The 20556-nt window shown below is 57.9% G+C and carries 25 protein-coding genes; 21 read left to right on the top strand and 4 right to left on the bottom strand.

Translation table 11 applies throughout. The features are described from left to right. Complete coding sequence (locus tag RV1423_RS18710) at window positions 1-972, top strand: LysR family transcriptional regulator (protein ID WP_034299881.1); 972 nt, start codon at window positions 1-3, stop codon at window positions 970-972. A 116-nt stretch (window positions 973-1088) separates the two neighbouring features. On the opposite strand, the gene RV1423_RS18715 is transcribed toward RV1423_RS18710, so the two are convergent. Beyond that, window positions 1089-1292: a hypothetical protein gene (locus RV1423_RS18715; protein ID WP_034299885.1), complete on the bottom strand. Its 204-nt coding sequence runs from the start codon at window positions 1290-1292 to the stop codon at window positions 1089-1091. Between RV1423_RS18715 and RV1423_RS18720 the strand changes: the two genes are divergently transcribed. From RV1423_RS18720 to coq7, 9 genes are all read left to right on the top strand, one after another. Then, the gene (locus RV1423_RS18720) at window positions 1291-2586 is read left to right on the top strand and encodes a Glu/Leu/Phe/Val dehydrogenase (protein WP_034299887.1); all 1296 of its coding nucleotides are present in this window, start codon (window positions 1291-1293) and stop codon (window positions 2584-2586) included. The two genes, RV1423_RS18715 and RV1423_RS18720, sit on opposite strands and share 2 nt — an antisense overlap. A 260-nt stretch (window positions 2587-2846) precedes the next feature. Beyond that, window positions 2847-2987 (top strand): hypothetical protein, encoded by a 141-nt coding sequence (locus tag RV1423_RS29935; protein WP_155835160.1) that lies wholly within the window; start codon window positions 2847-2849, stop codon window positions 2985-2987. 64 nt (window positions 2988-3051) lie between these two features. Continuing rightward, window positions 3052-3960 (top strand): amino acid ABC transporter substrate-binding protein, encoded by a 909-nt coding sequence (locus RV1423_RS18725; RefSeq protein ID WP_051516775.1) that lies wholly within the window; start codon window positions 3052-3054, stop codon window positions 3958-3960. Between the two features lie 150 nt (window positions 3961-4110). Continuing rightward, window positions 4111-5058 (top strand): amino acid ABC transporter substrate-binding protein, encoded by a 948-nt coding sequence (locus RV1423_RS18730; RefSeq protein ID WP_034299889.1) that lies wholly within the window; start codon window positions 4111-4113, stop codon window positions 5056-5058. A 218-nt stretch (window positions 5059-5276) separates the two neighbouring features. Beyond that, complete coding sequence (locus RV1423_RS18735) at window positions 5277-6026, top strand: amino acid ABC transporter permease (RefSeq protein ID WP_034299891.1); 750 nt, start codon at window positions 5277-5279, stop codon at window positions 6024-6026. Between the two features lie 3 nt (window positions 6027-6029). Beyond that, window positions 6030-6725 (top strand): amino acid ABC transporter permease, encoded by a 696-nt coding sequence (locus RV1423_RS18740; protein ID WP_034299892.1) that lies wholly within the window; start codon window positions 6030-6032, stop codon window positions 6723-6725. A gap of 70 nt (window positions 6726-6795) precedes the next feature. Further along, entirely contained in the window at window positions 6796-7524 is a 729-nt protein-coding gene (locus tag RV1423_RS18745) for an amino acid ABC transporter ATP-binding protein (protein WP_034299894.1), read from the top strand. Window positions 7525-7742: 218 nt separating this feature from the next. Beyond that, complete coding sequence (pyrC, locus tag RV1423_RS18750) at window positions 7743-8777, top strand: dihydroorotase (protein WP_034299896.1); 1035 nt, start codon at window positions 7743-7745, stop codon at window positions 8775-8777. A gap of 41 nt (window positions 8778-8818) precedes the next feature. Further along, complete coding sequence (gene coq7, locus RV1423_RS18755) at window positions 8819-9445, top strand: 2-polyprenyl-3-methyl-6-methoxy-1,4-benzoquinone monooxygenase (RefSeq protein ID WP_034299899.1); 627 nt, start codon at window positions 8819-8821, stop codon at window positions 9443-9445. A 53-nt stretch (window positions 9446-9498) separates the two neighbouring features. Here the strand turns inward: coq7 and RV1423_RS18760 are convergent, their stop codons facing one another. After that, on the bottom strand, window positions 9499-9948 hold the full coding sequence (locus tag RV1423_RS18760) for an OsmC family protein (RefSeq protein WP_034299902.1): 450 nt from the start codon (window positions 9946-9948) through the stop codon (window positions 9499-9501). Window positions 9949-10508: 560 nt separating this feature from the next. Between RV1423_RS18760 and rplM the strand changes: the two genes are divergently transcribed. The 6 genes from rplM (at window position 10509) to erpA (ending at window position 14154) form a co-directional block, all read left to right on the top strand. Then, window positions 10509-10937: a 50S ribosomal protein L13 gene (rplM, locus tag RV1423_RS18765; protein ID WP_007877931.1), complete on the top strand. Its 429-nt coding sequence runs from the start codon at window positions 10509-10511 to the stop codon at window positions 10935-10937. A 9-nt stretch (window positions 10938-10946) separates the two neighbouring features. After that, on the top strand, window positions 10947-11339 hold the full coding sequence (gene rpsI / locus RV1423_RS18770) for a 30S ribosomal protein S9 (RefSeq protein WP_034299906.1): 393 nt from the start codon (window positions 10947-10949) through the stop codon (window positions 11337-11339). Window positions 11340-11558: 219 nt separating this feature from the next. Continuing rightward, the gene (argC, locus tag RV1423_RS18775; RefSeq protein WP_034299909.1) at window positions 11559-12596 is read left to right on the top strand and encodes an N-acetyl-gamma-glutamyl-phosphate reductase; all 1038 of its coding nucleotides are present in this window, start codon (window positions 11559-11561) and stop codon (window positions 12594-12596) included. A gap of 23 nt (window positions 12597-12619) precedes the next feature. Next, the gene (locus RV1423_RS18780) at window positions 12620-13324 is read left to right on the top strand and encodes a DUF6776 family protein (RefSeq protein ID WP_034299912.1); all 705 of its coding nucleotides are present in this window, start codon (window positions 12620-12622) and stop codon (window positions 13322-13324) included. Window positions 13325-13333: 9 nt separating this feature from the next. Beyond that, the gene (locus RV1423_RS18785) at window positions 13334-13735 is read left to right on the top strand and encodes a polymer-forming cytoskeletal protein (protein WP_034299915.1); all 402 of its coding nucleotides are present in this window, start codon (window positions 13334-13336) and stop codon (window positions 13733-13735) included. A gap of 53 nt (window positions 13736-13788) precedes the next feature. Further along, window positions 13789-14154: an iron-sulfur cluster insertion protein ErpA gene (gene erpA, locus RV1423_RS18790; RefSeq protein WP_034299918.1), complete on the top strand. Its 366-nt coding sequence runs from the start codon at window positions 13789-13791 to the stop codon at window positions 14152-14154. Between the two features lie 127 nt (window positions 14155-14281). Here the strand turns inward: erpA and hemL are convergent, their stop codons facing one another. Next, window positions 14282-15592: a glutamate-1-semialdehyde 2,1-aminomutase gene (gene hemL, locus RV1423_RS18795; protein ID WP_034299921.1), complete on the bottom strand. Its 1311-nt coding sequence runs from the start codon at window positions 15590-15592 to the stop codon at window positions 14282-14284. Window positions 15593-15609: 17 nt separating this feature from the next. Further along, window positions 15610-16434 carry a hydroxymethylpyrimidine/phosphomethylpyrimidine kinase gene (locus RV1423_RS18800; RefSeq protein ID WP_034299923.1) on the bottom strand — a complete coding sequence of 275 codons (825 nt, stop codon included), beginning with the start codon at window positions 16432-16434 and terminating at the stop codon, window positions 15610-15612. 94 nt (window positions 16435-16528) lie between these two features. On the opposite strand from RV1423_RS18800, the gene RV1423_RS18805 reads away from it, so the two are divergent. The 5 genes from RV1423_RS18805 (at window position 16529) to RV1423_RS18825 (ending at window position 20523) form a co-directional block, all read left to right on the top strand. Further along, complete coding sequence (locus RV1423_RS18805) at window positions 16529-16681, top strand: rubredoxin (RefSeq protein WP_034299925.1); 153 nt, start codon at window positions 16529-16531, stop codon at window positions 16679-16681. Between the two features lie 197 nt (window positions 16682-16878). Then, entirely contained in the window at window positions 16879-17289 is a 411-nt protein-coding gene (locus RV1423_RS18810) for a PleD family two-component system response regulator (protein WP_034299927.1), read from the top strand. Between the two features lie 28 nt (window positions 17290-17317). After that, the gene (locus RV1423_RS18815; RefSeq protein ID WP_034299929.1) at window positions 17318-17683 is read left to right on the top strand and encodes a response regulator transcription factor; all 366 of its coding nucleotides are present in this window, start codon (window positions 17318-17320) and stop codon (window positions 17681-17683) included. A 23-nt stretch (window positions 17684-17706) separates the two neighbouring features. Continuing rightward, complete coding sequence (locus RV1423_RS18820) at window positions 17707-18258, top strand: chemotaxis protein CheW (protein WP_051516776.1); 552 nt, start codon at window positions 17707-17709, stop codon at window positions 18256-18258. 51 nt (window positions 18259-18309) lie between these two features. Next, window positions 18310-20523: a methyl-accepting chemotaxis protein gene (locus RV1423_RS18825; RefSeq protein ID WP_034299931.1), complete on the top strand. Its 2214-nt coding sequence runs from the start codon at window positions 18310-18312 to the stop codon at window positions 20521-20523. Window positions 20524-20556 lie beyond the last annotated feature (33 nt).

Consider the following 20556-nt stretch of genomic DNA (forward strand, 5'->3'; position numbering starts at 1 on the left):
ATGGAAACCAAGTGGCTGGAAGACTTCATCTCCTTGGCTGAAACACGCAGTTTCAGCCGCTCCGCCGAATTGCGCCATGTGACGCAGCCGGCGTTTTCGCGGCGCATCCAGTCGCTCGAAGCCTGGCTCGGCGCAGACCTGATCGACCGCACTTCTTACCCTACGCGGCTGACGGCAGCGGGCGAGGTGTTCTATGAGCAGGCAGTGGAAATGCTCGGCCAGATTAACAACACGCGCGCCCTGTTGCGCGGCAAGCGGCCGGCTGCGCAGACCACGGTTGATTTTGCGGTGCCGCATACGCTGTCGCTGACCTATATCCCGAAATGGCTGAGTTCGCTGGAATCCGGCTTCGGCGCGCTCAATACGCGCCTGATCGCGCTCAACGTGCATGACGCCGTAATGACCATCGTCGAGGGGGGCTGCGACCTGCTGTTGTGCTACCACCATCCGCGCCAGCCGGTGCAACTCGATTCCAGTCGCTATGACATGCTGACCATGGGCAAAGAGAGCGTGCGCCCGTATTCGCGCTGCGATCGCACCGGCAAGCCGGATTATGTGTTCCCAGGCAGCGCCAAGGCGCCACTGCCTTTTTTGTCTTATACGCCCAATGCCTACCTGGGGCGCATGGTCGAGCTGATCATGACCGATGCCAAGAAGCCGCTGCATCTGGAAAAACATTATGAAACCGACATGTCCGAAAGCCTCAAGATGATGGCGCTGGAAGGGCACGGCGTAGCCTTCCTGCCGGAATCGTCGGTGGCGCGCGAAGTGCGCAACAAGCAACTGGCGCGCGCCGACGGCGCCCACGGCGAGTGGGAAGTGGAGATGGAAATCCGCCTGTACCGCGAACGCCCGACGCCACAGCGCAGCGGCAAGGTGGTGGTGGCGCGCTTGTGGGACTACCTGCTGGAGCAGGAAGACGCTCGCAAAGGCGCTGCCGCGCAAATAAAAAAGTCGCCGAAAGCCGTATGAAACGGGAGTTTTTGCATAACTATGCATGGATTGCATAGTTGCATGCGTACAAAGCATTAGCTTTGCTGCATTGCCTTGTCCTACGATGGCGTCGCTGTCGATGGCGTGTCTGGATATCAAGTTTGCACGATGGTTTGGTGCCGACGTATCCGCATTCCTGCCCGGGTTTTTGTCTCGGCGGCGGCTGAAAAATTGAGCAACACTGCGCGACAATTCCCGCTTCCGAAGGAGTAGGATGGCGTTACATTGAGTTCCGCGAGTTTGATTAATTTTGCAGCAGCCTCGGCCAGCACGGCTAACACAAGGAGCGATTGCATCATGTCGAACGTACCAGTCCAGCACGAAGTTCCCTCATACCTTACTCCACATGGCATCGGTCCATGGGGCGATTATCTCGAACAGATCGACCGTGTCACCCCTTATCTCGGCTCGCTCGCGCGCTGGGTGGAGACCCTGAAGCGCCCCAAGCGCATACTGATCGTCGACGTACCCATCGAACGCGACAACGGCACCATCGCTCACTTCGAGGGCTATCGCGTGCAGCACAATACCTCGCGCGGTCCCGGCAAGGGCGGCGTGCGTTTCCACCAGGATGTGACCTTGTCCGAAGTGATGGCGCTGTCGGCCTGGATGACCGTCAAGAACGCAGCAGTCAATGTGCCGTACGGCGGCGCCAAGGGCGGCATCCGCGTCGATCCCAAGACCTTGTCGCGCGGCGAACTGCAGCGAGTGACGCGCCGTTACACCAGCGAAATCGGCATCATCATCGGACCGAACAAGGATATCCCGGCGCCGGACGTCAATACCGATTCGCAGATCATGGCGTGGATGATGGATACCTATTCCATGAATCAGGGCAGCACGTCTTCGGGCGTCGTGACCGGCAAGCCGATCTCGCTCGGCGGCAGCCTGGGACGCCATGAAGCGACCGGCCGCGGCGTGTTCGTGGTGGGTTGCGAAGCCGCCGCCAAGCGCCATCTCGACATCAAGGATTCGCGTGTGGCGGTGCAAGGTTTCGGCAACGTCGGCGGCATCGCCGCGCGCCTGTTTGCAGAGGCCGGTGCGAAAGTGGTGGCGGTGCAGGATCACGTCACCACGGTCGTGCGCGACAGCGGCCTGGATGTGCCGGCGCTGCAGGCTTACGTGGCGGAGCACGGCAGCGTTGCCGGTTTCCCGGGCGCGGACGAAGTGAAGGACCGCGCCCAGTTTTGGGCAACCGATTGCGACATTCTGGTGCCTGCCGCACTCGAACAGCAAATCACAGTAAGCAATGCGTCGTCGATTCGCGCGAAGATCATTCTGGAAGGCGCCAATGGCCCCACCACGCCGGCGGCTGACGATATCCTGCGCGACAAGGGCGTGCTGATCGTGCCCGACGTGATCGCCAACGCCGGCGGCGTGACGGTGAGTTACTTCGAATGGGTACAGGACTTCTCGAGCTTCTTCTGGACCGAAGACGAGATCAACCTGCGCCTCACGCGCATCATGCGCGAAGCGTTTGCGGCAGTGTGGCAACTGGCGGAAGAAAAGAAAGTGTCGCTGCGCACAGCCGCGTTCATCGTGGCATGCACGCGCGTTTTGCAAGCGCGTGAAATGCGCGGTTTGTATCCATGATACGGTCGCTGTAAAGTAAAGAAACAGTGCGGCATTCGGAAGAAAAAACAAGATCAATGTCTTTCGGATGTCGCAGGATTTGAAAAAGTAAAATCGGCAACACGTTTCGGAAAGCCGGGCTTGTGGGAACGCAGAGGCGTTTCGTTGCATGTTTCCCGTCGCTGTCTGCAAGCGATGTTGTGCGCGTAAGGAGGAGACATCCCCGCCAAAAACATATGCAGACGACGGCATTCAGCCATGGCTGAGCGCGTGCAACTGTCATGCGCGCCGCCATCCGGTCTCTTTTTCTTCTTGTGATGTTTGCCGTAGCGGCTAGCCGCTACGCATGGCTGCATGCGGCAAAGGCAAATGGACGAATAAAGGTGCGAATTGCGGTGCTGATCGGCACATCAGGTGCTTGATTTTCTGGCATGATACTTGCTCTTTGTTATTCTCCGGCGCAGGATGCCGGTAAGAGAGTCCGCCATGATGATCCGGTTCGTCGGCCAGGCAGTGAAGCGATGGACGTTTGTTGCAGCATGCATGAGTTTGCCGCTGTTTGCCGGTGCAGAAGGAACGCTTGAAAAAATCAGGCGCACCAATACGCTGGTAATTGCGTATCTCAACGGCACGACGCCGTTTGCCTTTGTGAATGACGACAAGCAGGTGACGGGTTATACGATCGAGCTATGCCAGAAAATTGCGGAAGGTTTGCGCAAGGATTTGAAATTGCCGCGTATGCAGGTGCAGTTCATGGAAGTCGATACGGTGACGCGTTTCATCGCGCTGGATCAGAACAAGGCCGATCTCGAATGCAGCACCTCAACGAACAACGCCGAACGCAGGAAGATCGCAGCGTTTACCGTTCCGCATTTTTTCGCGACGGTGCGTATGCTGGTGAAGGCGAATTCCGGTATTCACAACTGGGAAGATCTGCGCGGTAAAACGATTGTCGTGCCGCGCAATACGCCGATGGTGGAACTGGTTGAGCAGCGCAGCAAGATACGCTCGCTCGATCTCAAAATTGTCGAGGTGGCGTATAACGAAAGCGCCTTTGAGAGCGTCGAGCAAGGCAAGGCAGATGCTTTTGTGATGGAGGATGTGTTGTTGCGGCGCTATCTGTTGTCGGTGCCGCATCCTGAGCGATATATTGTGACCGGCGACGCGCTTTCGCTGGAGCCGTACGGCATCATGATGCGCAAGGGCGATCCGGAGTTCAAGAGATATGTGGACTTGCAGATGGTGCGTATTGTCCGGTCGGGCGAGATATTCAAGATTTACGACCGCTGGTTCATGCAGCCGATCAGCGCCACCGTGCCGGCGATGAATATGCCGATGGGGTTCATTTTGCGCGATACTCTGCGTTATCCGACGGACAAGGTCGGCGATGACTGAAAATCGAGGCAGGGGCGGCGGAAAGCGCGCCAGGACAGGATTTGGGAAGCTAAGGCAAATTGAGAGCAGAATGGCCTCTTTTCAAGAATGAAGACTATTTTTGAAGAAGGGCTTTTGGTACACTACGTAAAAATTTTTCCAGGAGGTCACATGAAGTTATTAAAGCTAGCAGGGGTATTGGTTGGGGCAAGCGTATTGATGGGTTCGGTCCACGCTGAAGAGTTCACAGGTCGTCTGAAGAAGATCAAAGACACCGGCACGCTGACGCTGGGTGTGCGCGATGCATCGATTCCTTTCTCCTATCTGGACGACAAGCAATCGTATCAAGGTTACTCGATCGATCTGTGCCTGAAGGCTGCAACCGCAATCCAAAAGAAACTGGGTCTGACCTCGCTGAATGTGAAGATGGTGCCGGTGACTTCGGCAACCCGCATTCCGCTGATCGCCAACGGCACCACCGACATTTCGTGCGATTCCGCGACCAACAACATGGAACGTCAAAAGCAAGTCGCTTTCGCCGTCACCGAATTCGTTACCGCGAACCGTTTCCTGTCGAAGAAATCGGCCAACCTGAAGACGCTGGATGACCTGAAGGGCAAGACCATCGTGTCGACTTCCGGTACTTCCAACCTGAAGCAAATCACCACGCTGAACACCGAACGCAACCTGGGCATGAACATCCTGGCTGCCAAAGATCACGCCGAAGCTTTCCTGATGGTTGAAACCGGCCGCGCAGTGGCGTTCGTCATGGACGACATCCTGCTGTCCTCGCTGGCTGCCAATTCCAAGGCGCCCGGCGATTACGTTGTGTCCAGCGAAGCGCTGTCGGTTGAGCCGTACGGCCTGATCCTGCCATTGGGCGACACTGCCTTCAAGAAGGTGGTCGACGATGCTCTGATCAACGTCTACAAGGGCGACGACATCAAGAAGATCTATGCGAAGTGGTTCCAATCGCCGATCCCGCCAAAGGGTGTCAACCTGAACGTGCCGATGAGCCCGCAACTGCAAGCTGTCTTCGCCAAGCCTACCGATTCCGGCGAACCGTCGACTTACGCAGCCGTGCCTGAAGCGCAAAAGCAATCTTCGAAGAAGAAATAAGCCGAAGAGCAAGCTGGAAGCACAGTATTTGATTGACGTGCTGCAATAAAACGAAACGGGGGAGTTGTCCCCCGTTTTGTTTAAGTTGGCGAAGAAAGCAGGACCTGTTCAGAACGCTGTTTCTCCCCTGCGGGAGCAATGGCGCAGGCAGCCGAAGTGCACTATGAAGATAGTGCTCTTGATCGCAAACGAGTCGAGACGAGAAGACGAGGGCATTTATGCATTACAACTGGAACTGGGGCATATTCTGGGAGCAGTCTCCCGATGGCATCCCCTATATCGATACATTACTGATCGGCCTGAAATGGACCATCGCCACGGCTGTGCTGGCCTGGATCATGGCGCTGATTCTGGGCACAGTCATCGGCACCATCCGTACGACCCAGAAACCCTGGGCCGTCAAGATCGCCAACGGCTACGTTGAGCTGTTCCGCAATATTCCGCTGCTGGTCCAGATGTTCCTCTGGTACTTCGTGATGCCGGAACTGGTGCCTGCGGCCTTGGGCGACTGGCTCAAGAGCCTGCCTGAAGCCTCTTTTATCACCGCTTTCCTGGCGCTGGGGTTCTTCACCTCGTCGCGCGTCGCGGTGCAGGTGAGCACTGGCATCAATGCACTACCGCGCGGTCAGCGCATGGCGGGTGCCGCACTGGGCCTGACGCCGGTGCAGACATACCGTTATGTGCTGTTGCCGATGGCGTTCCGTATCATCATTCCGGCGCTGACCAATGAGTTTGCGGCGATCATCAAGAACAGCTCGGTGGCGCTGACCATCGGTCTGGTGGAACTGACGGCTGCGACCTATTCGATGCGCGAATTCACTTTCCAGACCTTCGAATCGCTCACCGGCGCCACCGTTATCTACATCATTATTTCCGTCATCGCACTGCTGCTGGCGCGCGTCCTGGAAAAGGTCACCGCCGTGCCAGGTTACATCACGACCGGCAGTTCCAGTACGGGAGGGCATTAAACCATGTTTTCCAATTTCGACTTCGATATCATTGAGCGCTCGTGGTTCTACCTGATCACGACCGGTCTCAAGTTCACGCTGGTGCTGACCATTTCGGCGATGGTCGGCGGCATCGTCATCGGCACCTTGCTGGCGATGATGCGCCTGTCCAGCAACAAGCCGCTGTCGTTCATCGCGACGACCTATGTCAATCTGATCCGTTCGGTGCCGCTGGTGCTGGTGATTTTCTGGTTCTACTTCCTGGTGCCGTTCATCGGCGCCTGGGTGATCGGCGCCAGCGAACCGATCCAGGTCGGCGCGTTCCAGTCGGCGCTTATCACGTTCATCCTGTTTGAAGCTGCGTACTATTGCGAAATCATGCGTTCGGGTATCCAGTCGATCCCGCGCGGCCAGGTATTCGCCGGCTACGCCATCGGCATGAACTACTGGCAAATGATGGGCAACGTGGTGCTGCCGCAGGCGTTCCGCAACGTCACGCCGATCCTGCTGACCCAGACCATCGTGCTGTTCCAGGACGTGTCGCTGGTGTATGTGCTGGGTTCGGTGCCGGATTTTGTGACCAGTGCATCCAAGATCGCCCAGCGCGACGGCCGCCTGGTGGAAATGTACCTGTTTGTCGCCGTGGTCTACTTTGTGCTCAGCTTCGCGCTGTCGCAATTTGTGAAACGCTTCCAGCACAAGATCGCCATCATTCGCTAACCGATTCTCGCCGGCGCGGACTGCGCCTGACGCCGGCGGACATACCGTATTCAGGAATTAGGAGAAATAAATGATTGAACTCAACAATGTCAGCAAGTGGTACGGCAGCTTTCAGGTTCTCACCGATTGCACCACCAGCGTCGCCAAGGGCGACGTCGTCGTGGTTTGCGGTCCGTCGGGCTCGGGCAAGTCGACGCTGATCAAGACCGTCAACGGCCTGGAGCCGTTCCAGAAGGGTACGATCACCGTCGACGGCGTTTCCGTCGGCGATCCGAAGACCAACCTGTCGAAGCTGCGTGCACGCATCGGCATGGTGTTCCAGAACTTCGAACTGTTTCCGCATCTGTCGATCCGCGAAAACCTGACCATCGGCCAGGTCAAGGTGCTGGGCCGCAGCGTTGACGAAGCGACCGAAAAGGGCCTGAAATACCTGGATCGCGTCGGCCTGATCGCGCAAAAAGACAAGTTCCCCGGCCAGTTGTCGGGCGGCCAGCAGCAACGTGTGGCGATTGCCCGCGCGCTGTCGATGGATCCGATCGCGATGCTGTTCGATGAGCCGACTTCGGCGCTCGACCCGGAAATGATCAACGAAGTGCTGGACGTCATGGTCGGCCTGGCGCAGGAAGGCATGACCATGATGGTCGTGACCCACGAAATGGGCTTTGCGCGCAAGGTCGCCAACCGCGTTATCTTCATGGACAAGGGGTTGATCGTCGAGGATTGCAAGAAGGAGGACTTCTTCGGTTCACCGCGTTCGGAACGTGCGCGTGACTTCCTGGCCAAGATCATCACGCACTGATCGATGGGTTTGGACGCCTTGGTGTCCGGTCCGCATCAAACCGCTCCGGCCCCGGCCGCAGCGGTTTTTTGCTTTCTGGAAGGTCGCCTGCGCTCGATGTGGCGCAATCGCCTGCCGCACCCATGCGGTAAAATAGGTGGATTTCGTACTCGCGCAGGCGATGCAGGCAACGCAGCGTGTGCATAGGGAAAACAGAACTGTCAGGGAAGAGAAGAGCGATGAGCGACGTAGTGACCATTACCCGTCCGGATGACTGGCATTTGCATTTGCGCGACGGCGCGACGTTGGCGAGCGTGTTGCCGCACACCGTCCGTCAGTTCGCGCGCGCGATCGTCATGCCCAATCTGAAGCCGCCGGTCACCACAGTGGCGCTGGCCGGCGCCTATCGCGACCGTATTCTGGCAGCGTTGCCGGCCGGCTCCACGTTCGAGCCGCTAATGGTGCTCTACCTGACCGACAATACGCCGCCGGAAGAGATCCGTAAGGCGAGGGAAAGCGGTTTCGTGCACGCAGTCAAACTGTATCCGGCCGGCGCCACCACCAATTCCGACGCTGGCGTGACCGACCTGCGCAAGTGCTACAAGACGCTGGAAGCGCTGCAGGAAGTCGGCATGCCTTTTCTGGTCCATGGCGAAGTCACCGACCCCGCGATCGATATTTTCGACCGCGAAGCCGTCTTCATCGAACGCGTGATGCAGCCGCTGCGCCGCGATATGCCCGCACTGAAAGTCGTGTTCGAACACATCACCACCAAGGACGCTGCCGACTATGTGATGTCGGCCGAGGGGCCGACCGCCGCCACGATTACCGCGCATCACCTGTTGTACAACCGCAATGAAATTTTCAAGGGCGGCATTCGTCCGCACTACTATTGCCTGCCGGTCCTGAAGCGCGAGACGCATCGTCAGGCGCTGGTGGCGGCAGCGGTGTCGGGCAGCGACAAGTTCTTCCTCGGCACCGACTCGGCGCCGCACGCCAAGGGCCTGAAAGAGCATGCCTGCGGTTGCGCCGGCTGCTACACCGCTTTGCATGCGCTGGAACTGTATGCGCAGGCGTTCGACCAGGCCGGTGCGCTGGACAAGTTGGAGGCTTTCGCCAGCTTCAACGGCCCGGCCTTCTACGATTTGCCGCGCAACGAAGGCACGGTGACGTTGCGCCGCGAAAGCTGGACCATTCCGGCCGAATTGCCGATGGGCGACGCTACCGTCGTGCCGCTCAACGGCGGCGAAACCGTGAACTGGAAAATGGCCTGATGTACCGGCTGTGCCGGCTTATTTTGGAATGAGAGCGCGCTATGTTATTCGCCGATAAACTGATTCACGATCTGGACAAGGCGCTGCGCGTCGTCAGCGGCGTGGTGGCGTCATCGCGGCCGAATCCGGCAGGGCAGATCGCCGATGCCGCCATGAGCGATGAAGAAAAGCGCCACAGCGCGGGCCTGATGCGCGTCAACCATGTCGGCGAAGTGTGCGCGCAGGCGCTGTACGATGCGCAAGGCCGCTTTTCCCGGACGCCTGCATTGAAGCAGCAGTTCGCTCATGCCGGCATTGAAGAGGAAGACCATTTGGCATGGACCGCAGAGCGTTTGCGCGAACTGGGTTCACGCACGAGTTTGCTGAACCCATTGTGGTATGCCGGTTCTTACATGCTCGGCACGATCGCCGCGCGCGTCGGCGATGCGCGCAGTCTCGGCTTCGTCGCTGAAACCGAGCGCCAGGTCGAGCTGCACCTGATCAGCCATCTGGAAAAGCTGCCGCCGCAAGACGCCAGGTCGCGCGCGATTGTGGATCAGATGCGCAAGGATGAAGTCGAACACGGCCAGGCCGCCAAGGCTCTGGGCGCCGCCGACATGCCGGCACCGATTCGCGGCATCATGAAAATGATGTCGAAAGTCATGACTACCGTGGCCTACCGTATTTGAACGTTCGCATTTGACGCCAAGGTTCAGCATGGCCCTCGCGGCAAGGCTGAACCTTACTGCTGTTGCTGCACCTGGTCGCCTAGGTCGTCGACGATTTCAAACGAATGTGTCATTTCAGCGGTCTTCTCCAGCATGATGGAGGCCGAGCAATATTTGTCGTGCGACAGTTTGATGGCGCGCTCCACTACGTTTTGCTTCAGGTTGCGACCGCGCACCGTGAAGTGGAAGTGGATCTTGGTGAACACTTTCGGATCCTGTTCGGCGCGTTCCGACTTCAGCGTCACTTCGCAGCCGCGAATATCCTGGCCGCTTTTGCGCAAAATCACCACCACGTCATAGGCAGTGCAGCCTCCCGTGCCCAGCAGCACCACTTCCATCGGGCGCGGCGCCAGGTTGCGACCGCCGCCGTCCGGGGCGCCGTCCATTGCGACTACATGGCCGGAGCCGGTTTCGGCCAGGAAGGTCATGCCGGAAAGACCGGTCCAGCGTACTGTGCATTCCATATGCGTTCTCGTTTGGTAAAGAAGAGGGAGGCCGCTATTGTAACTTTTCCCGGAAATCCGGTTGGGGCCACCAAAGATATCAGACTGAAAATAGGCAAAAAAATGCATATTGCAAAGCACAAAAAAAATGGCATTTACTCAATTCTAAATTACGCCACATAGACAAAATTAAATCTTGCGGCGCACAATTTCGTTTGCTATATTGAATTCACTGATTGACGTTTTGACGCAATCTGCCAATGTCTCCTCCACCCTCCTCCTTTGGTGTGGATTTAAACCCGGAACCCTCGTTTCGGGTTTTTTTTGTCTCCTGATCCCGGCGTGCGTTCATAGGCAAATGTGCCGAAACGGCTACGGCGTGCGGCTCGGGGAATAAAGGGTTTGACGCTAAGTCCTTGAAAAGGCTATAATTCTCGGCTTTCCGTGCGCTCTGGGAAAGATAACAAGGAAGAGTCTGCGACGGCATCACGAACAAAGCGCGAGCAAAGCACCGCAATGCGCCGTTCGATAGCCGCAGAACCGCCACATTGAGCGTTTAATTTTTAACTTAGGAAGTCAACATGAAAACCTTTTCCGCTAAAGCCCATGAGGTAAAGCGCGAGTGGTTCGTGATTGACGCGACGGACAAAGTCCTCGGACGTGTTGCCAGCGAAGTGGCACTCCGACTGCGCGGCAAGCACAAACCAGAATTTACTCCGCACGTCGATACGGGCGATTTCATCGTCGTGATCAATGCCGGCAAACTGCGTGTCACTGGCACCAAAGCAACTGAAAAGACGTACTACCGTCACAGCGGCTATCCAGGCGGCATCTACGAAACCAATTTCCTGAAAATGCAACAGCGTTTTCCAGGTCGCGCGCTGGAAAAAGCGGTCAAGGGCATGCTGCCCAAGGGCCCGCTCGGCTACGCGATGATCAAGAAGCTGAAGGTTTATGCAGATGGCAACCATCCGCACGCTGCTCAGCAACCTAAAGCACTCGAACTCTAAGGAACAGACATGATCGGTAACTACAATTACGGAACCGGCCGTCGCAAGAGTGCAGTGGCTCGTGTATTCATCAAGTCCGGCTCGGGCAAGATCGTCGTCAACGGCAAGCCCGCGAACGAATATTTTTCGCGCGAAACCGGCCTGATGGTGATTCGTCAACCACTGGAACTGACCAATAACGTCGAACGCTTCGACATCATGGTCAACGTCCACGGCGGCGGTGAATCCGGCCAGGCAGGCGCCGTTCGTCACGGCATCACCCGCGCTCTGATCGACTACGATGCAACGTTGAAACCGGAACTGTCCAAGGCCGGCTTCGTGACACGCGATGCACGTGAAGTCGAACGTAAGAAGGTTGGTCTGCGCAAGGCACGTCGCGCAAAGCAATTCTCCAAGCGTTAATTCCGACGCGTGCTTTTCAGCACACTCGCAGCACCGAAAAGCCGCCGGCGAAATGCCTGGCGGCTTTTTGCATTATGGCGGCGAAACGGTTCCGACGAGCGATGTGTTTTTTGGGTCTTTTTTGGGTTTCGAGTCGCATCATTTTCAGGTAATGTGACGGCAATATTCTCCTGTTAAAATAAAACGCTCTCGAGGCACGCTCTTTCAGCAAGGAAAAACATGATCAAGGTTGGTATCGTCGGCGGCACAGGATACACAGGCGTGGAATTGCTGCGCTTGTTCGCCGCGCATCCTGAGGTGCAATTGCAGGCAGTGACATCGCGCAAGGAAGATGGCATGCCGGTTGCCGAAATGTATCCGTCGCTGCGCGGTCGCGTCGATATCGCTTTTTCCTCGCCGGACAAGGCTAAATTAACCGATTGCGACGTGGTTTTCTTTGCGACCCCGCATGGCGTTGCGATGGCGCAGGCGCCAGAGTTGCTCGCCGCCGGCGTCAAGGTCATCGACCTGGCGGCCGACTTCCGCCTGCAAGACGTCGCCGCGTTTGAAAAATGGTACAAGATGCCGCATAGTTGCCCTGAGCTGCTCAAGGAAGCTGCTTACGGCCTGGTTGAGCTTAACCGCGAAAACATCAGGAAGGCGCGCATCGTCGGCAATCCGGGTTGTTATCCGACCACCATGCAACTGGGCTTTGCGCCGTTGCTCAAGGCTGGCGCCATCGATGCGTCGCATCTGATCGCCGATTGCAAATCGGGCGTCTCCGGCGCGGGTCGCAAGGCGGAAATCGCCACGCTGTTTTCGGAAGCTTCCGACAATTTCAAGGCTTATGGAGTTTCCGGCCACCGCCACTCGCCGGAAACCGTGGAACGTCTGGGCACGCTGACCGACGACAAGATCGGCCTGCTGTTCACGCCGCACCTGGTGCCGATGATCCGAGGCATGCATTCGACGCTGTATGCGCGCCTGACCAAGGACATCGACAATGCCGCATTGCAGGCGCTGTTTGAAGACGCCTACAAGCGCGAGCCTTTCATCGACGTCATGCCGTTCGGTTCCCACCCGGAAACACGTACTACGCGTGCGTCCAATATGCTGCGCATTGCGCTGCACCGTCCGGACAATGGCGACACCGTGGTCGTGCTGGTGGTGCAGGACAATCTGGTCAAGGGCGCTTCCGGCCAGGCTGTGCAGTGCATGAACCTCATGTTCGGGCTGGATGAAACCACTGGTCTGATGCATGTGCCTGTCTTGCCGTGAAATACAGACTATGGGTCCGGCGCATGTCGATTTCGGCGCCGAAAATGACCATCAAGCGCCATATGCCCTGGCCCTTGCGGGCGGTGTTTCTGGCGGTGGTGGTTGGTCTGGGCGGTGCCGTGGCAATGTGGGCCTACGATTTGGGGCGCAGTAATTTCGCCGGTCTGAATCCTGACGGCATGCGCGACCAGGTTGCAGAGCTGACCGAACAGGTGAAAAAATTGAATGCCGAGCGCGAGCAGTTCTCCGCGACCGCCAATGCCGCCGAGAGCCAGCTCAATATCGAGCGTTCGGCCCAGACGCAACTTGCGGGCCAGATCAAGACGCTGGAAACCGAAAATGCCAAGCTGAAGGAAGACCTGTCATTCTTTGAAAGCTTGTTGCCAACCAATGTCGGCGTTGACGGGGTGACCATCCAGCGTCTCAAGGCCGAGATCGTGGTGCCGAATCAGGTGCGTTACCAGTTGCTGGCGATTCAGGGTGAAAAAGGCCGGCAGTTTGTGGGTAACTTGCAACTGAGCGTAACAGTGTTGCAGGGCGGCAAAAGTGCTATTATCAACTTCCCCGAGCAAAACGCCACAGATCTGGCGCGCTACAAGCTCGCATTCAAGTATTATCAACGGGTGGAAGGTGTGTTGACCTTGCCCGAGGGGGCAACCATCAAGGCGATTCAGGCTCGCGTACTCGAAAGAGGCCAGATGCGCGCCCAGCAATCCGTGAATTTGTGAGGTGAAATCATGTTGGGACGTAAATCCAAGAGCACCATCGACAGCCTGATCGGCATTTCCACCAATATCCAGGGTGATGTCAATTTCAAGGGCGGCCTGCGCATCGACGGTCATATCAAGGGTAATATCAATGCCGAGCCCGGCCAGCCCAGCGTTCTGGTGATTTCCGAGCATGCCAAGATCGTCGGCGAAATTCGTGCGGTACACCTGATCGTCAACGGCGAAATCATTGGCGATGTTCATTCAGTCGAGCTACTTGAATTACAGCCGAAAGCCCGCATAACTGGAGATGTGTATTACAAGGCTCTGGAAATGCATGGTGGCGCGCTGGTCTCCGGCAAGCTCAGCCACGGCCACACAGAAGAGGCCCCGGTACTCAAGCTGGCCGCGTCAAGCGGCGGCGATGCATGATTTTTTCAGACACCTTATAATGTCTTCATTGTCCGCTGATGCAGGAGCTTAATATGAATGCCGTTGCAGAAATTCCAGATACCTCGATCCCATCACCTATGGTCTTCTCCGACAGCGCCGCCGCCAAGGTTGCGCAACTGATCGAAGAAGAAGGCAACCCTGACCTGAAGCTGCGCGTGTTCGTGCAGGGTGGCGGCTGCTCAGGTTTCCAGTACGGTTTCACCTTCGATGAAATCGTCAACGAAGACGACACTACCATGACCAAGAACGGTGTTCAGTTGCTGATCGATTCGATGAGCTACCAGTACCTGGTCGGCGCAGAGATCGACTACAAGGACGATCTCGAAGGCGCGCAGTTCGTGATCAAGAATCCGAATGCCACAACCACTTGCGGTTGCGGGTCGTCGTTCTCGGCATAATTTTTGCCGACATAGACTGGCAACAAGGTCTTCCAAGACATAAAAAAAGGACGCTCAGGCGTCCTTTTTTGTTGGGCGGGCTTGATGTATTCCATGTTGCAGGAATGCATTAAATATTAACAACCTGCTATCGCGCGATGGCGGCAAAAGCGTTGTGCGCCGCCGCGATCGTCTCAGCGATGATGGCATCGTCATGCTGTGCCGAGACAAAACCGGCTTCAAAGGCCGATGGCGCCAGATACACGCCGGCGTCGAGCATGGCATGGAAGAAGGCATTGAAACGCTCCTTGTCTCCCTGCATGACTTCAGCATAGCTGGTCGGCACGGCCGCGGAGAAATACAGGCCGAACATGCCGCCCAGTGTATCGGCGGAAAATGTCACGTTGGAGGCTCTGGCGGCTTCGCAGAGGCCGTCGGCCAACTTGCGCGTCTGTGCGGCCAGCCGGGTGTAGAAACCGGCTTCCTGGACGATCCTGAGCGTCGTCAGTCCCGCCGCCACCGCGACTGGGTTTCCCGACAGCGTGCCGGCCTGGTACACCCCACCCAGCGGCGCCAGGTGCTTCATGATGTCGGCGCGACCGCCGAAGGCGGCGACCGGCAAGCCGCCGCCGATGACCTTGCCGAGTGCGGTCAGGTCCGGCGTAATGCCATACAGCGCTTGCGCGCCGCCCAAGGCGACGCGGAAACCCGACATCACCTCGTCGAAAATCAGGACCGCGCCGTATTCGGTGCACAGGCGGCGCATGGTCTGCAGGAATACGGGCGTGGCCGGCACCAGATTCATGTTGCCGGCGACCGGCTCCACGATCACGCAGGCGATTTCATTGCCAGCGGCCTTGAAGGCATCTTCCAGTTGTTGTGTGTTGTTGTAGTCAAGCACCAGCGTGTGCTTGACGAAATCTTCCGGCACGCCCGATGAGGTCGGGTTGCCGAACGTCAACAAACCGCTGCCGGCCTTCACCAGCAAGGAATCGGCGTGGCCGTGGTAGCAGCCTTCGAACTTGACGATCTTGTCGCGTTTGGTGGCGCCGCGCGCCAGTCGTAGGGCGCTCATGGTCGCTTCGGTGCCGCTCGACACCAGTCGCACTTGTTCGATGGATGGCACCAGCTTGCAGATTTCTTCCGCCATTTCGATTTCGCCTTCGGTCGGCGCGCCGAAGCTCAGGCCGCGCGCGGCAGCTTCCTGCACGGCTTGCACCACTTTCGGATGGGCGTGGCCGACGATGGCCGGCCCCCATGAGCCGATGTAATCGATGTAGCGGCGATCTTCCGCATCCCAGAAGTACGGGCCTTGCGCCTTTGTGATGAAGCGCGGCGTGCCGCCCACCGAACGGAAGGCGCGCACGGGAGAGTTGACGCCGCCGGGCGTGGTTTTCTGGGCGCGGGCGAACAGGGATGCGTTGGTGATATCGGTGATGCCGGAGTTTTGTGCGTTCATGCGGAATGAGAAAGTGTTTAGTTGGGTTCGTCGGATTCGCGCGCCCAGAAATAGCGGTCGGGGATCAGCTTGCCCATGCCCAGGCGTTGTGCGTGGGCAAGGGCGGCGAGGGTGAATTCCTGCGCTTCGGACACGGCTTCCGGGATTTCCAGGCCATTGGCCAGCATCGCGCAGATGGCGGCCGACAGCGTCGAGCCGGCGCCGGTAAAGGCGCCCGGCAGGCGTTGCCAACTGTCGCGGCGCACCACGCCGGAGTCGTCGAACAGGGCATTGACGACTTCGTGCGTCTCGCCCGGCATGCCGGTGATGAACAAGTATTCGCAGCCCATTTCGATGATGCGCATGGCGTCGAGCTGAAGCGCGTCGTTGGGGACCGGCTCGCGCCAGGTTTCGGCTAGCCGGTTGAGTTCCACGGCGGAAGCCAGCATCAGCGTGGTTTGCGGAATAAGCAGCTCGCGGATGGCGATCAGGTTGTCGTCATCGTCGCCTTCCTGGGTGGGCATGGCGGTGATGAAGGGGTCGAGGATCAGGGGGATGTCGGGATAATCGGAGACGATTTCGGCGATTGCGGAAATATTCTCGATGCTGCCGACTGCACCGACCTTGAAGGCCGCTACCGGCATATCTTCCAGAATCACGCGAGCCTGATCCGCCATCCAGTCGACGTCGATGACCTGAATGTCTTCGATACGCGCCGTATCGCCGACCAGAATGGAAGTGATAATGGACAAGCCGTGGCAACCCATGGCGGCGAACGTGGCCAGGTCGGCCTGGATGCCGGTTGCGCCGACCGGGTCGGCTGCGCCAAAGGTTAATATCAGTGGAGATGTTTGGTTTTGCACGACGAGTAGATTAAGATATCTGGTTTACCATTTTACTTGATTGAATTGAGGGAAGTCAGCCGTGAGCGATAGCAAAACAGAATTTAAGACTTGGATGTGCCTGATTTGTGGTTGGATCTACGACGAAGAAGCCGGCTTGCCGGACGAGGGCATTGCTCCAGGCACACGCTGGGAAGACGTGCCTATCAACTGGACTTGTCCGGAATGCGGCGCCCGCAAGGAAGACTTTGAAATGGTCGCTCTCTGAGCGCAGGCGTTTGCGCATCCTGTGCATCCAGCAACTCCGTGGTTTTTGCAACCAACATCCTCAATGATCCTGCTTTACGTCAAATAAGGGGATAAGGCGGGTTTGTTCCATTTATCGCACGCGCGGGTGTTTTGCTATAGTCGGCTGAGTCGGCGACGTCCTGCCGCGCAAAACAATGCTTTTCCAGGGAGGCATCGATGGCGGATATCCAGGCTCAAACGGCGCTCCGGATCCTTGTCGTCGACGACAGCAGCACCATCCGCCGTTCCGCCGAAATCTTCCTCGGCCATGCCGGCCATCAGGTCATCCTGGCCGAAAATGGCTTTGACGCCTTATCCAAAATCGTCGATTGCGACCCTGCACTCATTTTTTGCGACATCCTGATGCCAAGGCTGGACGGTTACCAGACTTGTGCATTAATTAAAAAAAATGCAAGATTCCATGCAACTCCGGTGATCATGCTGTCGTCCAAGGACGGACTCTTCGACCGGGCGCGCGGCGCGATTGTCGGTGCGGCCGCGTTCATGACCAAGCCGTTTTCGGAAGACAGTTTGCTGCAGGCTGTCGGGACGTACGCGAAAGCGAAGGAAGCTGCCGCGTCTTTCTAGCGCATTTCAGGCAGGGAGCAACAGCGCAATGGGGATCAAGAAAATCCTTGTCGTCGACGACTCGCCGACGGACCGCTATCTGTTGGCTGATATCCTCGGCAGGAACGGGTTTGAAGTCGACACTGCCGGCAACGGTAAAGAAGCGATAGAGAAAATCAGACTCAACCGGCCGCAACTGGTGTTGATGGATGTCGTCATGCCGGGCAAGAATGGCTTTCAGATCACGCGTCTGATCACTCGCGATCCGGTCATGAAAGATATCCCGGTCATGATCTGCAGCATCAAGGATCAGGAAACGGACCGTATCTGGGCCCTCAGTCAGGGAGCGTGCGAATATATTGTCAAGCCGGTCAATGGGCAGGAGCTACTGTCCAAGATTGCCGCCATCGGCTGACCGACCGGCAGGATGAAGGCGCTATGACAGAAGAAGTGACGGTGGGCTCAGTTCCCGAACAATGGAAGCACGGCAGGTTGCATGAGTTCCAGGCACGCCTGCTGGAGCGCATGAACGCCGCGCGCGACGGCTCCGGTATGCGCGAGAGTCGCTTGGGCGTGATGGTCGGAGACAGGCGTTGCCTGCTCGATTTGCGCGAGGCCGGAGAAATCGTCAGTCTCATGCCCGTCACCAAGGTGCCGTTGACCAAGGACTGGTATCTCGGACTCGCCAATGTGCGCGGCAATCTCATCGGCGTGGTCGACCTTGATCGCTTCCTCGGCGGCGAATTGCAGGCCCCGGGAAAGGAAAACCGCGTCATCGTCGTCTCTGGCGCGCTGTCCGTCACCAGCGGCTTCATGGTGTCCCGGGTGCTGGGATTGCGTCATATCCAGGAGATGACGCTCCGAAAAGACGACAAGAATGCATCGGCAGATGCAAAGAACTGCTACCTCGACGGCGACAGGAACGAATGGACTGAAATCAGTCTTGCCGGCATCGTCGGCGATCCGCGCTTCTTGCATGTCGGATTGTAAAATGAAATCGCACGCCGCGTGGCAGCGACCAGGTAATAAGGAGCCTTAGTCATGGCATTGAAGCTGCCGTATCTATCAAAAAATAAAACAGTCGCATCGTCAGGAAAACAGGCGAATCCGGCGTCGCTTGTCAGCGCGAAAGCCGGTCAGTACATGCAGCGCTACCAGCATACGCGGTTGCCTTTCATCGGCCGCCACTCGCTGCGTGCGCAGACGCGCATCCTGCTGTTGCTGTTGATCATGGCGCTGCTTTCCATGTTCTTTTTCCTTTGGCTGGGTTCCAAGCACTATATCCACGCCAGCTTGCAAGCGCATATCACCAGCGATCTGGTCATGCATTCCCAACGTATCGGCAAGGCCGTGCCGAACGCCATTCAGGGCAATCGAGAAGCGTTCAGCCAGCTCTCGGAAAGCCGCAGGGAATTCAACCAGGGCCTGAACGTGTTGATGCGCGGCGGCGAGTATCAAGGCTACACCATACGCAAGCCCGAGCCGGAAATGATCGGGGTGCTCACCGATGTGCAAAAAATATGGGACCACACCGACAAGGCTGCCGCCACCATCCTCAAGTTGCAGCCGGAGCTGACCGGTTTCGGCGTCACGCTGGCGCGCTTGCGATTGCTGTCTCCCAATCTGCTCGACCTGAGCGAGCAGATTTCGATGCTGCAATCGCAGGGCGGCAATTCTCCACGCGAAATCGCCGCAGCCGGGCAACTGGTATTGCTGACCTTGCGTCTGGGCCGCAGCGCCAATGAATTTCTGACGTCCGAAGGCGTCAATCCGGAAACCGCTTTCTTGCTGGGTAAGGACGTCAACACCTTCCGCGACATTATCGACGGCTTCCTGAACGGCAGCGAAATCCTCGGCATCGGCGCCGCACGCGACAAGGACGTGCGCGACAAGCTCGGCGAGCTGGAAAAAGTGTTCGGCGAATACCAGCCGCTGGTCGCCAACATTCTCGGCAACCTGCAAAATTTCATCGCGGCCAAGCAGTCCGAACAACTGGTCTTCCTCGAGAATGAAACCCTGAAGCAACATCTGACCGTGCTGCAAAACGATTATCGGCAGGCGCAGGAATCGCGTTCTTGGACCTTCTGGGTCATGCTGGCGTCGATGCTGACGGCGCTGATCTGCGGCATCGGTATCGCCTGGGTGCAGTTGCAGAGCAGCCGCCGCAATGCCGAAGAAGCCGAACTGCGCCGCCAGGAAGCGGAAGCGCAACGGCTGCACGCGCAACAGCAGGAAGAGCGCGCCATGCGCACCAACGCCATTAACCAGGCTGCGATCCTGCGTCTGATGAACGAGTTGCAGAAAGTGGCGGACGGCGACCTCACCGTGCACACCACCGTCTCGGAAGATATCACCGGCGCCATTGCCGATTCGGTCAACTATACGGTGGAAGCACTGCGCGGCCTGGTCGGACAGGTCACGCACACCGCCTCGCAAGTGGCGGCGGCGTCCAATCAGGTCAAGGAAAATACCCAGGAACTGACCAGCGCCGGCAAGATACAGGCTCGCCGCATCCACGATACCGGCCAGTCGATGCTGGAAATGTCGATACAGATCACCGACGTATCGCTCTCCGCCAACAAATCCGCCGACGTGGCGCGTCATTCGGTGGTGGTGGCCGAGCGCGGCGCCAAGGCGGTGGAAGATGCGGTCAAGGGCATGAATGAAATTCGCGAACAGATTCAGGAGACTTCCAAGCGCATCAAACGCTTGGGTGAGTCGTCGCAGGAAATCGGCGAGATCACCGAACTGATCTCCGACATTACCGAGCAGACCAACGTGCTCGCGCTCAACGCGGCTATCCAGGCGGCGTCCGCCGGCGAAGCAGGGCGCGGTTTTTCCGTCGTTGCGGAAGAGGTCCAGCGCCTGGCGGAGCGTTCCAGCGCAGCGACGCGCCAGATCGGCGCGCTGGTGCGCATGATTCAGGCCGATACGCACGATGCCGTCGCGGCGATGGAAAAGTCGACCGCCGGGGTGGTCGAAGGCGCCAAGCTTTCCGATGCCGCCGGCGCTTCGCTGTCGGACATCCGGCGCGTGTCGAACCAACTGGCCGAACTGATCCAGGACATTTCCTCCTCGACCGGAAATCAGGCGACATCAGCCAACAGTGTGGCGCAGAACATCCAGAGCATCCTCAGCGAGAATGAAATCATCGAACAGCGCCGCGAGCAAGTCCTGTCCTTGTTCAATGAACTGCATGACCTCGCCGAACTGTTGAAGAATTCGGTAGCCCGCTTCCGCGTCACGATTTCCTGACGCCTTGCCGCTGCGTATATTTTTCGGCACCGA

This window comes from Herbaspirillum sp. RV1423, assembly GCF_000577615.1.
GTDB lineage: Bacteria > Pseudomonadota > Gammaproteobacteria > Burkholderiales > Burkholderiaceae_D > Herbaspirillum.

Excerpts from the sequence above, each read along its gene's own strand:
- RV1423_RS18710 (WP_034299881.1), top strand. The coding sequence starts at position 1 with ATGGAAACCAAGTGGCTGGAAGACTTCATCTCCTTGGCTGAAACACGC.
- RV1423_RS18720 (WP_034299887.1), top strand. The coding sequence starts at position 1,291 with ATGTCGAACGTACCAGTCCAGCACGAAGTTCCCTCATACCTTACTCCA.
- RV1423_RS18715 (WP_034299885.1), bottom strand. The coding sequence starts at position 1,292 with ATGATGCAATCGCTCCTTGTGTTAGCCGTGCTGGCCGAGGCTGCTGCA.
- RV1423_RS29935 (WP_155835160.1), top strand. The coding sequence starts at position 2,847 with ATGCGCGCCGCCATCCGGTCTCTTTTTCTTCTTGTGATGTTTGCCGTA.
- RV1423_RS18725 (WP_051516775.1), top strand. The coding sequence starts at position 3,052 with ATGATGATCCGGTTCGTCGGCCAGGCAGTGAAGCGATGGACGTTTGTT.
- RV1423_RS18730 (WP_034299889.1), top strand. The coding sequence starts at position 4,111 with ATGAAGTTATTAAAGCTAGCAGGGGTATTGGTTGGGGCAAGCGTATTG.
- RV1423_RS18735 (WP_034299891.1), top strand. The coding sequence starts at position 5,277 with ATGCATTACAACTGGAACTGGGGCATATTCTGGGAGCAGTCTCCCGAT.
- RV1423_RS18740 (WP_034299892.1), top strand. The coding sequence starts at position 6,030 with ATGTTTTCCAATTTCGACTTCGATATCATTGAGCGCTCGTGGTTCTAC.
- RV1423_RS18745 (WP_034299894.1), top strand. The coding sequence starts at position 6,796 with ATGATTGAACTCAACAATGTCAGCAAGTGGTACGGCAGCTTTCAGGTT.
- pyrC (WP_034299896.1), top strand. The coding sequence starts at position 7,743 with ATGAGCGACGTAGTGACCATTACCCGTCCGGATGACTGGCATTTGCAT.
- coq7 (WP_034299899.1), top strand. The coding sequence starts at position 8,819 with ATGTTATTCGCCGATAAACTGATTCACGATCTGGACAAGGCGCTGCGC.
- RV1423_RS18760 (WP_034299902.1), bottom strand. The coding sequence starts at position 9,948 with ATGGAATGCACAGTACGCTGGACCGGTCTTTCCGGCATGACCTTCCTG.
- rplM (WP_007877931.1), top strand. The coding sequence starts at position 10,509 with ATGAAAACCTTTTCCGCTAAAGCCCATGAGGTAAAGCGCGAGTGGTTC.
- rpsI (WP_034299906.1), top strand. The coding sequence starts at position 10,947 with ATGATCGGTAACTACAATTACGGAACCGGCCGTCGCAAGAGTGCAGTG.
- argC (WP_034299909.1), top strand. The coding sequence starts at position 11,559 with ATGATCAAGGTTGGTATCGTCGGCGGCACAGGATACACAGGCGTGGAA.
- RV1423_RS18780 (WP_034299912.1), top strand. The coding sequence starts at position 12,620 with ATGTCGATTTCGGCGCCGAAAATGACCATCAAGCGCCATATGCCCTGG.
- RV1423_RS18785 (WP_034299915.1), top strand. The coding sequence starts at position 13,334 with ATGTTGGGACGTAAATCCAAGAGCACCATCGACAGCCTGATCGGCATT.
- erpA (WP_034299918.1), top strand. The coding sequence starts at position 13,789 with ATGAATGCCGTTGCAGAAATTCCAGATACCTCGATCCCATCACCTATG.
- hemL (WP_034299921.1), bottom strand. The coding sequence starts at position 15,592 with ATGAACGCACAAAACTCCGGCATCACCGATATCACCAACGCATCCCTG.
- RV1423_RS18805 (WP_034299925.1), top strand. The coding sequence starts at position 16,529 with ATGTGCCTGATTTGTGGTTGGATCTACGACGAAGAAGCCGGCTTGCCG.
- RV1423_RS18810 (WP_034299927.1), top strand. The coding sequence starts at position 16,879 with ATGGCGGATATCCAGGCTCAAACGGCGCTCCGGATCCTTGTCGTCGAC.
- RV1423_RS18815 (WP_034299929.1), top strand. The coding sequence starts at position 17,318 with ATGGGGATCAAGAAAATCCTTGTCGTCGACGACTCGCCGACGGACCGC.
- RV1423_RS18820 (WP_051516776.1), top strand. The coding sequence starts at position 17,707 with ATGACAGAAGAAGTGACGGTGGGCTCAGTTCCCGAACAATGGAAGCAC.
- RV1423_RS18825 (WP_034299931.1), top strand. The coding sequence starts at position 18,310 with ATGGCATTGAAGCTGCCGTATCTATCAAAAAATAAAACAGTCGCATCG.